The sequence below is a fragment of the Streptosporangium vulgare genome (assembly GCF_042428775.1).
In the GTDB taxonomy this organism is placed as follows: domain Bacteria; phylum Actinomycetota; class Actinomycetes; order Streptosporangiales; family Streptosporangiaceae; genus Streptosporangium; species Streptosporangium vulgare.
The window spans coordinates 28805-43271 of sequence record NZ_JBHMBS010000029.1; the positions used below are offsets into that span (position 1 = coordinate 28805).

Below are 14467 nucleotides of genomic sequence, written 5' to 3' on the forward strand. Positions count from 1 at the left end.
AGGACTTCGCGAGCGATACCGCGTCCGGATGCGTCCGTCCGGCGTCATGCCCACGGCCCATGACCGATGGCATCGGGCGACCCATCCCCGGGCGGGGCTACCGGTAAATCAACCCGTCGCGCAAGAAGGTGCAAAGGAAGCCACGAGGAACGCGCGGAGGAGCGGACAAAAAAGCGGATAAGAGATCGAACAGGTGAAGAAGGCGCGAAAGACCGAATCAGCGGCCGAGCAGCCGCACCGCGTCCTCGCGCATCTCGACCTTGCGGATCTTGCCCGTCACCGTCATCGGGAACCCGTCCACCAGGTGGACGTAGCGGGGGATCTTGTAGTGGGCGATCCTGCCCGCGCAGAACTCCCTGACCGCCTCCGCGGTCAGCGGGACCGCCCCGGGCCGCATGACGATCCAGGCCATCAGCTCCTCGCCGTACCGGGGGTCGGGAACGCCGATCACCTGGACGTCGTCGATGTCCGGGTGGCCGTGCAGGAACTCCTCCAGCTCGCGGGGGTAGACGTTCTCGCCGCCCCTGATCACCATGTCCTTGATGCGCCCGACGACGTTGACGTAACCGTCGTCGTCCATGGTCGCCAGGTCGCCGGTGTGCATCCAGCGAGCGGCGTCGATCGCCTCGGCCGTCCTGTCGGGCTCGTCCCAGTAGCCGAGCATCACCGAGTAGCCCCGGGTGCACAGCTCGCCGGGCTCGCCGCGCGGCACGGTCAGGCCGCTCTCCGGATGGACGATCTTGACCTCGATGTGCGGCATCGCCCGGCCGACCGTCTCGGTCCTGCGGGCCAGGTCGTCGTCGGTCCTGGTCATCGTGGACACCGGGGAGGTCTCCGTCATCCCGTAGCAGATGGCCACCTCGCGCATGTTCATCTCGCCGACCACCCGCTTCATGATCTCCACCGGGCAGGGCGAGCCCGCCATGATCCCGGTGCGCAGGCTCGACAGGTCGTACCCGCCGCCGGCCAGCTCGGCCAGCTCGGCGATGAACATGGTCGGCACGCCGTACAGGGAGGTGCAGCGCTCGCTCTCGACGGCCCGCAGGGTGGCGGCGGGGTCGAAGCCCGGCGCGGGGATGACGACGCAGGCCCCGTGGGAGGTCGCGCCCAGGTTGCCCATGACCATCCCGAAGCAGTGGTAGAAGGGCACCGGCAGGCAGACCCGGTCGTTCTCGTCGTAGCGGACCAGCTCGCCGACGAAGTAGCCGTTGTTGAGGATGTTGTGGTGCGACAGGGTCGCGCCCTTGGGGAAGCCGGTGGTGCCCGAGGTGTACTGGATGTTGATCGGGTCGTCGAAGGTGAGCGAGGCCATGCGCTCGCGCAGGCGCTCGGGGCGCACCGCCTCGGCCCCGGCCAGCAGTCGGCGCCAGCTGTCCTCGCCGATGTAGACGACGTCGGCGAACCCGATCTCGTCGACCATGGCGCGGTAGTCGCTCGTCTTGTGGCTCACCGCGCTGACCAGCAGCCGCATGCCGGACTGGCGGACGACGTAGTCCAGCTCGTGGCTCCGGTAGGCGGGGTTGACGTTGACCAGGATCGCGCCGATCTTCGCGGTGGCGTACTGGACGATCACCCACTCGGCGCGGTTGGGCGCCCAGATGCCGACCCGGTCCCCCTTGGCGACGCCCCGGGCCATCAGGGCGCGGGCCAGCAGGTCGACGTCGGCGTCCAGCTCGGCGTACGTCCAGCGGCGGCCGTCCGGCACGTCGACCAGGGCCTCCCGGTCGCCGAAACGGGCCACGGTCCGTTCGAAGTTCTCGCCGATCGTCTCACCGAGCAGGGGAGCGCCGGAGACGGCGCACGAGTAGGACAGCATGAGGGATACCTCCGGGTCGTTGAGACAGCCTGAACAACCTGAGCAACCAGACAACAAGGTGCACGCCGCTCACGCCTCGTGCAACAGGCGCCGCTGCGTCCGCAGCGGATCGTCGGCCACACCGGACGCGGCGTCGAAGACCATCACCTGCCTGCGGGCGCGTTCGTAGGGGGGCCAGCCCGGGTCGCCGTCGCGGGCGAACCGCACCCAGGCGCCGTGCATCGCCCCGGCCAGCGCCCTCGGCGGTTCCTTCCCCGCCGTACGCTCCACGCCCGGCGCGTCCAGCAGGTCGAAGGCGAAGGGCAGGTCGATGTTGTGCGCGGCGCCGACCACGCCGATCCCCAGGGGAGAGGGCACCGGCGACTCCCAGCGGAACTCGTAGGCGTGGGTCGGGGCGGCGGCGGTGGCCGCGCGGGCCTCCTCGATCCAGATCGTCTCCCTGCGGAACAGGTGGTCGCCCGCCGCCCTGCCGACGAGGTCCCCGGGTGACAGCCCGGGGTGAGCGTCCCGGTAGCCGGGCGGCAGGCCCATGTGCGCGAGCACGGTCGCGGCCGTCGCCTCGTCGATCCCCCCGGCCATCGCGCGCACGAAGACGCCGGCCTCGTCCGAGGTGCAGCCGACCAGCAGCGGGAGGTGGCCGCCGGCGCCCGCGCGCAGCGCGTCCAGCGGCACGCGGGGCACCAGGTCCCCGTCCACGACGGGCTGGATCGGCACCGTCCCGCCCAGCGTGCCGGAGGCCCCGGCCGCCATCGGCGGCGGCTGCCCGGCCACCAGCGCGGCCGGGGGGATCGCCGCGAAGTCCTCCGCGCGGGGCCGGACACCGAGGCGCGCGGCAAGGCCGGCGGCGTGCGCGCGGGCCTCCTCCTCCGGTACGGCCAGGCTCGCCGACCCGCTCATCACGATCGCCCGGCGGAACAGGCCCGCCGCGCGGGGCATCGTCAGCAGGGTGGCGCACGCCGCGCCGCCCGCGGACTGCCCGGCGATCGTCACGTTGCCCGGATCGCCGCCGAACGCGGCGATCGCGGAGCGCACCCACTCCAGCGCGGCGAGCCAGTCGAGCACGCCCCGGTTGAGCGGTGCCCCCTCCAGGGCGAGGAACCCCTCGAAGCCCAGCCGGTAGTTGACGGCGACGCACACCACGCCGTCGCGGGCGAAGCGGTGGCCGCGGTGCCAGGCGGCCCCGTTGCCGCCGATGGCGAAGGCCCCGCCGTGGAACCAGACGAGCACCGGCAGGCCGGTCGCGCCGGTGCCGGGGACGTGGACGTCGAGGTTGAGGCAGTCCTCGCCGGTGACGAACACCTCGGGGGCGTACAGCCCGACGTCGTCGCCCGCGGGCTGCGGCGCCGCCGCGCCCGGCAGGAGCGCGGGCCGCACCCCGTCCCAGGCGGGCGGGGGCACGGGCGCGCGGAAACGGTGCTCCCCGAAGGGCGGCGCGGCGTACGGGACGCCGAGGAAGGACGCGACCGTCCCGTCGAAGCGGCCCTCGACGAGGCCGGAGGGGGTGCGCACGATCATCTGAAGCTCCGGTCCCTGGTTCCCTCGACGATGCGGATCGCCGCGCGGGTCAGCGGCACCAGGCTCACCTCGTCGACCATGTCAAGGGTGTCGGCGGAGTCGAAGACGGCGGGCACGGGCCGGCGCACCGCGTCGTAGGGGACGTAGTAGTCGCGCGTCTCCCACGGCACGCCGGTCAGCGCCCCGGCGTACCCGGCCACCCCCGAGGCCACCGCGCCGTCGAGGTCCTCCAGGTAGCCGGGCGCGAACGACAGCGTCCGCACCAGCTCGTCGAAGGCCCCCTCGGGGTCGTGGACGGCGGTGGCGAGCTCCCGTACGAAGGTCTGGGGCAGCTCGGCGAAGGTGTGCTCGCGCACGGCGATGCGGCCGGACCCGGCCGGCCGGTCGAGCGGCGCGGTCACCGTGGCTCGCGGGGTCGTGTACGGCAGCGCGAACGTCTCCACCTCGGCGGAGCGGGCCGGGTCGGCGTCCAGGTGGGCGCGGAGCGTGGCGGAGACCGGGTGCCAGGTGGGCACCTCGACCGGCGCGAGCCGCACGTCGAGCCCGAACCCGGCGAGCAGGCCGGCCGCCCACCGTTCCGTCCACGCGTCGGCGGGGTATCCGGGACGCCTGATCCCCCTGGCGGTGATCGTCTCGATCCACGCCATGATCTCGGCGGTCTCCGGGACGGTCGCCCGCCACTCCCGGCCGGCGGCGCCGGGAGTGCCGGGGGCGCCGGGGGCGGTCGTCCGGCGGCTCCGGCCGGTGTCGCCGGGAACGGTCACTTGACGCCTCCGAAGGTCAGCCCGGCCACGTAGTAGCGCTGCAGCCCGGCCATCAGCAGGAACGGCGGGACGGCGGTGACCAGCGCGGCGGCGGTCATGAGGTGGTAGTTGAACCCGTGCTCGCTCTGGAAGTTGGCCAGTCCCACCGGCAGCGACCACAGGGAGGGGTCGTTGGCGACGATGAGCGGCCAGAGCAGGTTGTCCCACTGCGCGAGGAAGTGGATGAGGAAGAGGGTCACGAGCGCGGGCCGCAGCAGCGGGAGCGCCACCCGCGCGAAGATGCGCAGCTCCCCCGCCCCGTCGACGCGCGCCGCGAGGATGAGTTCCTTGGGGAGGCCCAGCGCGGCCTGGCGGACCAGGAAGACCCCGAAGGCGCTGATCATGCCCGGGACGATCACCCCCTGGAAGGTGTTTACCCAGCCCAGCTCCTTGACGATCAGGAACACCGGAATGATCATGACCATCGGGGCGAGCGCGAGCGTGCCGACCACGAGCGCGAACAGTGCGCGACGGCCCGGGAAGGACAGCTGGGCCAGGGCGTAGCCGGCGGCCGAGGAGAACAGCACGTCCAGCGCGCCGCTGCCGGCGCAGTAGAGCACGCTGTTGCGGAAGTAGACGGGAAAGCCCTCCCCCGAGAACAGCTCGGCGATGTTGCCCGGCAGGTGGAAGCCGTTGAACGCCAGGCCGCCCAGGTCGGTGTCGTCGGCGGCGGAGGCGACCACGATCATCACGTAGACCGGCAGCAGCATCGCGGACACCACGCCCAGCAGCCAGGCGGTGCGCAGCACCCTCATCCGTCCCCACCTCGCAGGAAGCCGAACTGGACGATCGAGACGACCAGCATCGCGACCAGCAGCATCATGGCCAGCGCGGAGGCGTAGCCCATGTGCTCGTACGGGAAGGCGTTGGCCCAGATGTAGTAGGGCAGCACCTGGGTGGCGTCCGCGGGGCCTCCCCCGGTGAGCAGGAAGGCCGGAACGAAGGCCTGCATCGACCCGGCGACGGAGATGACCAGCACGAACAGCAGGGTCCTGCGCAGCAGCGGGACGGTGATCCTGCGGAACGTGGTGACCGGCCCGGCCCCGTCGATCGCCGCGGCCTCGTAGACCTCCCGGGGCAGCGCCTGCAGCCCGGCCGTCAGGATGATGACGAACAGTCCGAGGCTCTTCCAGACGACCATCACGACCAGCGCCCAGATCGCCAGCTCCGAGCCGGTCAGCCACGGCTGCGGGTCGACGCCGACGACGCCGAGCAGCGTGTTCGCCAGGCCGCGGTCGGAGTAGATGATGACCCACACCATCGACGTCGCGGCCAGCGGCATCACCGCGGGCACCATGACCAGCGAGCGGAGCACGCGGTTGAGCCGGCCGGGCGCGCTGAGCGGCACCGCGACGAGCAGCGCGAGCAGGACGGTCGGCAGGACGGTGAAGACCGTGTAGACGACGGTGATCCACGCCGAGTTCCAGACCCCGGGGTCCTGGAACATCCGCGCGTAGTTGTCCAGCCCGACCCAGCGTGGCGCACCGGCCATCTCGTAGTCGGTGAAGCTGAGGTACACGGCGCCGCAGAAGGGCACGAGCCAGAAGACGGCGAAGAAGACCGCCACCGGGATCGTCAGCACGATCCCGGCCCCCGCCTCCCGGCGCGACCTGCCGCGCCCGCCCCTCCCCGGTCGCGGCGCGGGCGCGGGTGCCGCGACGCTCTCCGCGGTCAGGGTCACAGGACGAGCCGGACGGCCGCGTCGAAGTCCCTGGCCGCCTGGGCGGGCTTGGCGCGGCCGTGGGCCACGGCGTCGCAGGCGCTGGAGGCGGCCTTGGCCAGCTCCAGCGCGGCGGGGACGGCCGGGCCGAAGTCGGCGTCGGGGAGGCCGGAGGCCGCGATCCTCATCAGCTCGGACCTGCCGCGTGGCCCGGCGTCCCGCCAGCCGGTGGCCGGGATGATGATCCCGTTGTCCAGGTTGGCGGTGACCGACTCCTGTCCCTGGAGGTAGTTGATCAGGTGCCAGGCGGTGAAGGCGTTCTTCGAGGCGGCGGAGACGCCCCAGCCCCACGTGTAGGCGGGTACGACGGCCTTGCCGCCCTCCCAGCGGGGCATCGGCGCCACGCCGTAGTCCTTGCCCGGTTTGAGGGGGTGCTCGCCGAGTTTCTCCAGCGCGGGGCCGAGGAACGCGCCGCTGACGACCATGGCGGCCTCGCCCGAGTAGAACAGGCCGAGCGCGCCGAGCGGGTTGGAGAGCCTGGGGTTGCCGATCCCGGCGAAGTACTCCAGCGCCCGGACGCCGTGCTCGGTGTCGAGCGAGGCCCGGGTGCCGCCCGCGTCGACCAGCTCGCCGCCGGCTCCCCCGATCAGCGCGGTCAGCGTCATCAGGGCCCACTGCGGGTCGCCGTACGACCACTGCAGGCCCACCCGCCTGCCGTCGGCCGAGGTGAGTCTCGCGCTGTGGCGGGCGAGCTCCTCCCAGGTCGTGGGGGGCTTGTCGGGGTCGAGCCCGGCCTGCTCGAAGCGGTCCCTGCGGTAGTACAGCATCGCGGGGTTGAGGTCGATCGGCACACCGTACGCCTGGTCGCGGTAGCTCAGCGGGGAGACCGTCCCCGGCTCGTAGCGCGACAGGACGGCCGCCGCGTCCGGCACGCCGAACGCGCGCGGGTCGATGGGCGCCAGCCGCTCCTTCTTCGCATGGGAGGGGAAGCTCCAGTGCCCGATCTTGAAGACGTCGGGCGGGGTACCGCCGCCGAAGGCGGTCAGCAGCTTGGCGTCCAGCTGGGCGACGGGCAGGTAGAGAAGCTTGACGTCCACCTGGAAGTCGGCGATGTAGCGGTGCACCAGTTTCTGGAACTGCGGGCCGGTCTCCTGCGAGCCGTGCAGCCACACGCTGACCTCACCGTGTGGCTTCCCGTCCTGGGCCGGCGGCGCGGGCCGGTCCTCGCCGCAGGCCGCCAGCAGGCTCGGCGCGGTCAGGGAGAGCGCGCCGGCCGCGAGCAGCCGGCGTCGTGTCAGATCCGCCATCGCGGTTCTCCTGGGGGGGTGGTCCCGTACGGCGGGTACCGCGCGGGACGGGGTGGTCACGGGGGCCGTCGCCGCGAAGCGGCGCCGGCGAAGGGGGCGCGGGAGGCTCCGGTGAGCAGGTGAGCAGGTGCGGCACGAGGCACAGGGCACAAGGCAAAGGCACGAGCCGCGCGTCGCCGGCGGGGTGGTCAGGGGAGGTTCTTCGCCGCCTGGTTCTGCCAGGCGGCGTTGCCGGTGAACTCGGGGGCGCTCCCGGCGAAGGCGCCCCGGGCGTAGGCGTCCCCCTGGAGGTGGTACATCAGCCAGGCCGTCAGGTAGCCGAGGAAGCCGCCGCCGGTGCCCTGGACGTCGTTGTGGCCCGCGCCCTTCAGCACCGCCATGGCCGCCGCCCCGGGCACCTGGTCGTAGTAGCCCCGCAGCGCCGCGGCCGGGGAGATCAGCCAGTCGTCGCCCCCGCTCACGAACAGGACGGGGCAGGACAGCTCGGCGGCCTGGAACCGGTCTCCGGCGCCCACCCAGAGCGGCGCGGGCAGCGCGATCGGCACCGCCGCGGTGACGAGCCCGGCGGAGAGGTTGGCCGCGTTGACCGTGCCGCCCGCGCCCTGGGAGTGCCCGGCGGCGCCGACCCGGGTCGTGTCGAGCCTCTGGTGGAACGGGCTCGCGGGGTCGGCGTCCCTGTCCACCAGGTAGTGGGCGGCGGCGAGCATCTCCGTGCCGGTCCCGGTGGTCGTGTCGGTGGACGCGACCACGGCGAAGCCCCAGGAGGCGAGCTGGTCGAGCACGCCGGGATAGAGGGCGGGGGTGGCGTACGAGCCGTTCCCCCACGTGACGATCGGGTGCCGGAAGCCGCCCGCGCCCAGGTTGACCGGGTGGTGCAGCCGGTAGGCGCCCGAGGCGTCGCTCGCGTCGGAGGCGGTGACCGCCCAGGGGCCCCTGACCGCGTAGTGCGACTCGATCGCGCTCGCCGCCACCGCGGGGGTGGTCCGTGACACCAGGCCCGCCGACAGCAGCCCGACGGCCGCCACGCGCAGTACCCGCCGCCGTGACATGCCCTTGTCTTCCATGGTCACCTCACTGATTTTTGGAGACATGAACGTCTCCCAACAGAGGAGAGTACGATCTGTGACTGATGTCAAGACAGAATCAGAAGAAAATTCCGGAGGGTGAGCCCCTCCCCCGCGGCCGTCACGGGCTGTCGCCCGAGGTGGTCCGCACCTCGCAGCGCGACCGCCTGATCCAGGCCATGCTGCTGCTGGTCGCGACCCGGGGGTACGCCGCCACGACCGTGCCCGACGTGATCGCCGCCGCGCGGGTCTCGCGCAACGCCTTCTACGCCAACTTCCACGACAAGGAGGCCTGCTTCCTCGCCCTGTGCGAGCGGGACCTGCCCGACGTGGTGGGGACGATCCTGGCCGCGGCCGACGGCACCGGCCACGACTGGGTCGCCGCCACCCGCGGCGGCCTGCGCGCCTACCTCCGGTGGTGGCAGGACCGGCCCGAGTACGCCCGCGCCTACTTCGTCGAGCTGCCCGGGGCGGGCCCGCGCGCCGTGGAGCAGCGCGACCACGCCTACCTTCCCTTCCTGGAGATGCTGCGGGCCCTCGCGGCGCGGGCCAGGGCGGACGACCCGGCGCTGGGGCCGGTCAGGGAGAGCGTGCCCTCCCTGATCGTCTTCGGTGTCACCGAGTTCATCGCCGCCGAGGTACGCGCGGGCAACGCGGCACGCCTGTCGTCGCTGGAGGACGACGTGCTGCACTACACGATCACGCTCCTCGCCGACCACGCGACGGCCGACGCGGCACTCGGCTGAACCGGCGCCCGGCTTGAGGTGGTGCCCGGCTTGGCACAGTGCGCTGCCGTGGCACAGTGCGCTGCCGGCCCGGCCGGCACGGCACCGGGCCCGGCACGCCGCTCCGCCGACACGGCACCGGGCCGGCGCGGTGCCCGGTCGGATCAGGGCATCGCCCGCACCCCCTCCACCTGGACCTCCCAGCCCTCGGGGAAGCCGGGCGCGGGCCGGCCGGGCCCGCCGTCCCAGCCCGCCGCCATCAGCGCGACGGCCGCCAGCAGGCCGCCGTTGCCCGGCAGGTAGAGCGGCAGGATGCCGGGCCACTGCCGGTTGTGCCCCGAGACCAGGTGCGCGTTCTTGGGCGCGTCCATCAGCAGCGCGTCGACGGCCCTGCCCGGCTCGTCCAGCCTGGCCGCGCACATGGCGAGCATCGGGTAGTCCCAGCCCCAGGTGCTCGGCAGGTCCCACGTCTCCAGCACGTCGTCGAGGGTGGCCCGCATGGTCTCCGGGTCGATCAGCGGCGTGGCCGGGACGAGGCCCAGGGCACCGGTCATCGAGGGATGGTCGGTCCTGAGCGTGTACGGCTCCACCTCGATGGCCGCGTAGACGCCGTCGCGCACGCACGGCGCGGCCAGCCCGTCGCGTACCCTCTCCCACTCCGGGTGGCGCCCGAGCCCGAGGCGCTCGCGCCAGAGCTGCGCGGTCTCCAGCCCCCACCACCAGTAGGCCAGCTCGAACGTGGGGTTCCTGACCGTCGTCCGGGTCTTCTCGTACGACTCCTGCGCCGGGATCAGCGGCGGCCCGAGCACGTGGCGGCCGTCCTCCTCCACCGGGAAGGACGCCATGAACTCGGCGGTCTCGAAGACCAGGTCGCGGTAGTCGAGCAGCACCCCGGGCCGTACCCGGTAGAGCAGCTCGGCGAAGTAGATCGGGTGCGGCTGCTGCCAGATCAGGAACGGCCCGATCGTGCTGGGGCTCTCCCCGCCGTCGGGGCCGGTCTGCTTGGGCCAGCGGGCACCCCGGTATCCCTGCCGGGCGGCCGTGGCCCGCGCCCGGGGAAGGACGCGCCGGTACCACGGCAGGCTCCGCTCCAGCAGTTCCGGCCTCCCCCACAGGGCGAAGTGCGCCGCGTGCCACCAGTGCATCTCCAGATGGAACTTGCCGCTCCAGGAGTTGCAGACCAGGCCCGTCTCCTGCGGCGGCAGCGAGCCCGCGCAGTTGACGGCGGTCAGGTACTGGGACAGCACCACGCGCCGTTCCAGTTCGGGGGCGCGCGGGTCCCGGCTGCCCTCGAAGGCCACCGCGCCGCCGCCCGTCCAGAAGCCCTCCCAGTGCCGGGCGGCGGCGGTACGGACCTCCTCGAACCCGGGCAGGTCCGGCCCCGCGGGGCCGAGCCCGAAGGCCACGACGAACTCGGCGGCCCCCTCCAGCCGGTAGCGGTGCTCCCCCAGCGACGTCAGCCGCGCCTCCCCCGGCTCCGCCCTCGCCCCCGGCCCGCGCCACGCGACGGTGACGTGGTGGCGGTCGCCGTCCAGCACCCGGGTGAAGTCGCAGCGTGAGGCGCCGAGGACGTGCTCGGTGGTGTGCCGCTCCGGGCGGTCCCAGTCGGCCGCCCGGTTCCAGGCCTCGCAGGCGTACGGGAAGGAGATCGTCACCGCCGCGCCGCCGGTGACGCGCACGGCGAGCAGGTCGCGCACGGGGTGGCAGACCGTCTCCACCTCGTACGGCGCGCCACCGAGCGCGAACGCGCTGCGCAGCAGCCCGCTCCACAGGTCGAGGCTCTGGCGGACCCCGGTGAGGTCGGTGACCTCCACGCCCTCGCCGAGGTCGAGCCCGATCCTGCCCAGGTCGAGCCGCTGGGGATTGGCGTGCAGCCAGGCCCCCGCCTCGAACTCCGGCGGCACCGGGCCGCCGAGGGTCATCAGGTGGCGGTCGGGATAGCGGGCCCGGCCGTAGGAGGTGGTCGCGTCCTCCAGGGTGAAGCCCCGGGGGTTGGGCATCGTGTGCCAGCCCCACTGCGACTGGGTGCCCAGCGGCATGCCCCCGGCGTGGAAACCGGGGAAGGTCTGCAGGCCGGTGACGTCGGCGGTGAAGGCGAACTCGCCGTTGCCGACGGTGAGCGGGGACTCCGCGTCCGGCCCGGACAGCACCACGGTGTGCCGCCGGACCAGCGCCTCGCGGTCGATGCTCACACGCAGCCCGGCGTGCCCGAGGCACGCTGGGAGCGCATGAACGTGACGTCACCCGCCACGTCTGCCTGCGGCATCGGGCCGAGGCCGAGCACGACGTCGGTGAAGGCCAGCGACGCCCGGCGCATCGCCGCCACGTCGAGCGCCTCCGCCCCGAAGGCGGACGAAAAAAGCGTCTTGGGAGCCGAGATCGGCGAGATGGTCGGCAGCAGATGCTGGTTGTATGGCGTCCCCTCGCCCCCGAAGCCGCAGTGGTGCGGCACCGTGCCCAGGTCGGCCGCCGACAGGCCCTTCAGCACGGCGGTGCGCCGCACGTCCCGATACTGGACGTGGCCCTTGACCAGCTCGCGCAAGGGTGTGCTCTCGCTGACGGGCACCCACAGCAGCTCGGTCAGCGTGGGGTCGGGCACGAGCTCCAGCCCCGGCAGGCCCCCGGCACGGGCGACCGCGTTGTAACGCCGCGCGCCCAGGTGCTCCAGGACGACGACCGAGGAGACCTTGCCCTGGTCGTACTCGGCGTCCAGGAGGGCCGCCAGCTGTCCCGCGCCGCCCTCGCGGACGGCGGGCCCGGTGAGGTGCTGGTAGAGGTGGCCGGTGACGAAGGCGAACTGGACGGTGCGCGGACGGCAGCTCACCGGCAGCGACGCCAGGTAGCGGGCCATCTCCAGCATCGTGAGCGGGCCGTTGTCCCACACCGGGCTCATGCCGTCGGTGTGGCTCTCCACGACGATCTTCTGCTCGCTCACCCCGGGGAGGGTCGCGAGGACGGTACGGGTCGTCGTGGGCGTCCACGCCGCGTCGACGGTCAGCGCGGCCTGGACCGGCTGCCCGGCGGCGAGCGCCTGCTTGATCCGCTCGCCCTGGTCGACACCGAGGTAGGCGCCCGGCACCTCGTACGGCAATCCCTCGTAGGGCGCGTACATCCCCTCGATCTGGGCGTGCGGCAGGCGGCTGACCTCCAGCACCCCCGCCGCGCCCGCCGCCGCGGCGGCCTTGAGGTCGGCGTCGGCCCCGGCCGGGGCCTCCGAGGAGTCGGAGCCGAGCATGTTGATCGTGTGGGCGGGGTCGTGCATGTGGTAGCCGAGCAGCGGCGGGTAGAACAGCAGGTTCGGCACCGTCGCCCAGGGCAGGTCCCTGACGACGATCTTGCCCGCCGCGTTGGCCGCGGTGATGGCGGTGCTCGCGGGCAGGTAGACGAGCGGCGCGGTGACACCGCCGGGGCCGGTGGAGGAGGAGAACGGCACGGGCGCGGCGACCTGCACAGCCTGGCCGGCGACGGTCAGGCCGGTGCCGAGGTCGTCCCAGCGGTCGATCTCGTAGGGCAGCGAGGAGAGCTGGACGCCGGGCACCGCGCCGATCTCGTCCTCCAGCCAGCCGATGTAGTCCTCGTGGGCGGGCGAGCCGGTGGGCCGGCGTCCGAAGTCCTCCTGCCTCTCGGCGAGTTCGAGCAGGCGGGCCTCGCTCGCGAACAGCGCCGGGTCGGCGCGTACGGGACAGGTCGTCGTCGCCGTCTCGGCGGCGAGCGCGGGCGCGGGGAGGGAGGCGGGGACCGCGAGCGCGAGGAGCAGCGGTCCGATGAGGACGAGACGTTTCACGGGGGGGTTCCTTCGCTGGTGGAACGTTGGAGGCACGGGGACACGGGGGACACGGGGACACGGCGGCCGTGCGCGGGGACGCTCGTGGAGCCGTGGTGACACGGCGTCGGCACGGTGGGCCGCGGGGTGGTCGCGCGACGGCCGTGAGGTGGCGGCCTCGCGCGGGAACGCCTCGCACCGGCGGCGCCCCGGTCGGGAGCGCTCCGGACGGAGGACGCTTCGGATACCTCGGATGTCCCAGGTACTTCGGACGCTTCGGATACTTCAGGCGGGGAGCACTCCGGACCGGGGCCGGGAGTGGTGAGGGTCAGGGGGAGGCAGGCGGCTTCCGGCCGGCATCGGGCCGACGCCGGCCGGTCACCCCCCTCCGGCCGGTGGGCCGGAGGTGCCGCGGACGACGAGGGTGGGCGAGACCGACAACAGGACGGAACGCCCGCGGCCCTCGATGCGCTCGACGAGCAGGCGCGCCGCGGTGGCCCCGATGACGTGGCCGTCCTGGTCGACGCTGGTCAGGGAGATGGGTTCGAGGGAGGCGATGCCGATGTTGTCGTATCCGGCGACCGACAGGTCACCGGGGACCGACAGCCCGGCCTCGTAGGCGGCGCGCAGGACCCCGAGCGCCGCGACGTCCGCGCCGGCGAAGATGGCGGTGGGCCTGACCGGCCGGTCGAGCAGCTGCCGCGCCCCTTCGTAGCCGCCCTCCTCGGTGAAGGAGGTGGCCACCAGATCGATCCCCTCCCCCAGGTCCCTGGCCAGCATCGCCCGGCGGTAGCCCTCGGCCCGGACGGCCTGCGGCGAGTCGGCCTCGGAGGCGCGGCCCCGGTCGAGGTGGGTGATGTGGGCGATCCGCCGGTGACCGAGGTCGGCCAGGTGGTCGACCACCAGGCGAGCGCCCGCGTCGTCGTCGTCGACCACCGAGTCGTACTCGGCGGCGCTTCCGTGACGGCCGATCACCACGATCGGTGTGGTCGTCGCGATGGCGGCCAGTTCCGCAGCCGGCATGACCGGAGATATCAGGATGATTCCATCCATGCTCCGGTCGATCATCGCGTGGGTCATCCTGGCCTGGCTCTTGGGCTCGGCTCCACCGGGGCCGAGCAGCACCTGGTACTCGGTGTCGCCGAGTTGCCCGGTGACGCCCTCGATGATGTCGGGGAAGAACGGGTTCCTGGTGTCGGAGAGCATCACGCCGAGGGTGTACGTGCGGCCCCGCATGGCCCTGGCCGCGGCGTGCGGCCGGTAGCCGAGCTCGTTCATGGCCTCCTGGACCTTGGCCCGCATGCCGGGGCTGACCCCGTAGGCCCCGCGCAGCACCTTGGACACGGCGGCGGTGGAGACACCGGCCCGCCCGGCCACGTCGGCGATGGTCACCCGACGCGGTGCTGCTCCTGTGGTCACGCGATTCCTTCGGTGGGGATCAGTGGAGATCGGTGGAGATCGGTAGGGAAAGGTAGGGGAACGATAGGACGGACCGCGGACGAACCGCCGTGAAACCGCGGGAAAGCCAGGGCATCCCCGCGGGACGAGCACGGCACGGACGCGGCGCCAGAGTGTAGAACGAAATACACTTTGCCAATGCAGAGGTGACGGTACCCCGTCGAAGGCGTCCCCGCCAGACCTGATTTTACCGCTCCTTAACGAGTTGGTCACCTCGAACCTGACCCTTGACGCCACAAACGCCCCTGGTCTAACAATGGAGAACGTTCTACGAAACATGACGGAAACCCGCGTGTCTCGTGGCCCGGAGGCGCGTAGGGAACCGCCCGGGCATCCGGCTGGCTCCGGCTATCACC

Annotated in this window: 11 protein-coding genes; 1 reads left to right on the forward strand and 10 read right to left on the reverse strand. The window is 72.9% G+C overall.

From position 1 onward, the window contains the following. Positions 1-217: 217 nt before the first annotated feature. From ACFFRH_RS36625 to ACFFRH_RS36655, 7 genes are all read right to left on the reverse strand, one after another. Positions 218-1816 carry an AMP-binding protein gene (locus tag ACFFRH_RS36625; RefSeq protein WP_386162080.1) on the reverse strand — a complete coding sequence of 533 codons (1599 nt, stop codon included), beginning with the start codon at positions 1814-1816 and terminating at the stop codon, positions 218-220. Positions 1817-1885: 69 nt separating this feature from the next. Further along, positions 1886-3331: a carboxylesterase/lipase family protein gene (locus tag ACFFRH_RS36630; protein WP_386162082.1), complete on the reverse strand. Its 1446-nt coding sequence runs from the start codon at positions 3329-3331 to the stop codon at positions 1886-1888. After that, positions 3328-4095 (reverse strand): hypothetical protein, encoded by a 768-nt coding sequence (locus ACFFRH_RS36635; RefSeq protein WP_386162084.1) that lies wholly within the window; start codon positions 4093-4095, stop codon positions 3328-3330. Before ACFFRH_RS36635 ends, ACFFRH_RS36630 begins: the two co-directional genes overlap by 4 nt. Further along, the gene (locus ACFFRH_RS36640; protein ID WP_386162086.1) at positions 4092-4889 is read right to left on the reverse strand and encodes a carbohydrate ABC transporter permease; all 798 of its coding nucleotides are present in this window, start codon (positions 4887-4889) and stop codon (positions 4092-4094) included. The genes ACFFRH_RS36635 and ACFFRH_RS36640 overlap by 4 nt, the downstream gene beginning before the upstream one ends. Further along, on the reverse strand, positions 4886-5815 hold the full coding sequence (locus ACFFRH_RS36645) for a carbohydrate ABC transporter permease (protein ID WP_386162088.1): 930 nt from the start codon (positions 5813-5815) through the stop codon (positions 4886-4888). The genes ACFFRH_RS36640 and ACFFRH_RS36645 overlap by 4 nt, the downstream gene beginning before the upstream one ends. After that, entirely contained in the window at positions 5812-7101 is a 1290-nt protein-coding gene (locus tag ACFFRH_RS36650; protein ID WP_386162090.1) for an extracellular solute-binding protein, read from the reverse strand. The genes ACFFRH_RS36645 and ACFFRH_RS36650 overlap by 4 nt, the downstream gene beginning before the upstream one ends. A 188-nt stretch (positions 7102-7289) precedes the next feature. After that, complete coding sequence (locus tag ACFFRH_RS36655; protein ID WP_386162185.1) at positions 7290-8165, reverse strand: alpha/beta hydrolase family protein; 876 nt, start codon at positions 8163-8165, stop codon at positions 7290-7292. Between the two features lie 65 nt (positions 8166-8230). On the opposite strand from ACFFRH_RS36655, the gene ACFFRH_RS36660 reads away from it, so the two are divergent. Then, positions 8231-8911 carry a TetR/AcrR family transcriptional regulator gene (locus ACFFRH_RS36660; protein WP_386162092.1) on the forward strand — a complete coding sequence of 227 codons (681 nt, stop codon included), beginning with the start codon at positions 8231-8233 and terminating at the stop codon, positions 8909-8911. Positions 8912-9054: 143 nt separating this feature from the next. Here ACFFRH_RS36660 and ACFFRH_RS36665 read toward each other — a convergent pair whose 3' ends face one another. The 3 genes from ACFFRH_RS36665 to ACFFRH_RS36675 all read right to left on the reverse strand — a co-directional run bounded on the left by ACFFRH_RS36665 (position 9055) and on the right by ACFFRH_RS36675 (position 14072). Beyond that, positions 9055-11082: a hypothetical protein gene (locus ACFFRH_RS36665; protein ID WP_386162094.1), complete on the reverse strand. Its 2028-nt coding sequence runs from the start codon at positions 11080-11082 to the stop codon at positions 9055-9057. Beyond that, the gene (locus tag ACFFRH_RS36670) at positions 11079-12674 is read right to left on the reverse strand and encodes a hypothetical protein (protein WP_386162096.1); all 1596 of its coding nucleotides are present in this window, start codon (positions 12672-12674) and stop codon (positions 11079-11081) included. The genes ACFFRH_RS36665 and ACFFRH_RS36670 overlap by 4 nt, the downstream gene beginning before the upstream one ends. 357 nt (positions 12675-13031) lie before the next feature. Further along, positions 13032-14072: a LacI family DNA-binding transcriptional regulator gene (locus ACFFRH_RS36675; protein ID WP_386162098.1), complete on the reverse strand. Its 1041-nt coding sequence runs from the start codon at positions 14070-14072 to the stop codon at positions 13032-13034. Positions 14073-14467: the final 395 nt, after the last annotated feature.

Bases quoted from the DNA above. Each gene is read 5' to 3' on its own strand.
- ACFFRH_RS36630 (WP_386162082.1), bottom strand. From the start codon at position 3,331: ATGATCGTGCGCACCCCCTCCGGCCTCGTCGAGGGCCGCTTCGACGGG.
- ACFFRH_RS36660 (WP_386162092.1), top strand. From the start codon at position 8,231: ATGTCAAGACAGAATCAGAAGAAAATTCCGGAGGGTGAGCCCCTCCCC.
- ACFFRH_RS36655 (WP_386162185.1), bottom strand. From the start codon at position 8,165: ATGGAAGACAAGGGCATGTCACGGCGGCGGGTACTGCGCGTGGCGGCC.
- ACFFRH_RS36650 (WP_386162090.1), bottom strand. From the start codon at position 7,101: ATGGCGGATCTGACACGACGCCGGCTGCTCGCGGCCGGCGCGCTCTCC.
- ACFFRH_RS36625 (WP_386162080.1), bottom strand. From the start codon at position 1,816: ATGCTGTCCTACTCGTGCGCCGTCTCCGGCGCTCCCCTGCTCGGTGAG.
- ACFFRH_RS36640 (WP_386162086.1), bottom strand. From the start codon at position 4,889: ATGAGGGTGCTGCGCACCGCCTGGCTGCTGGGCGTGGTGTCCGCGATG.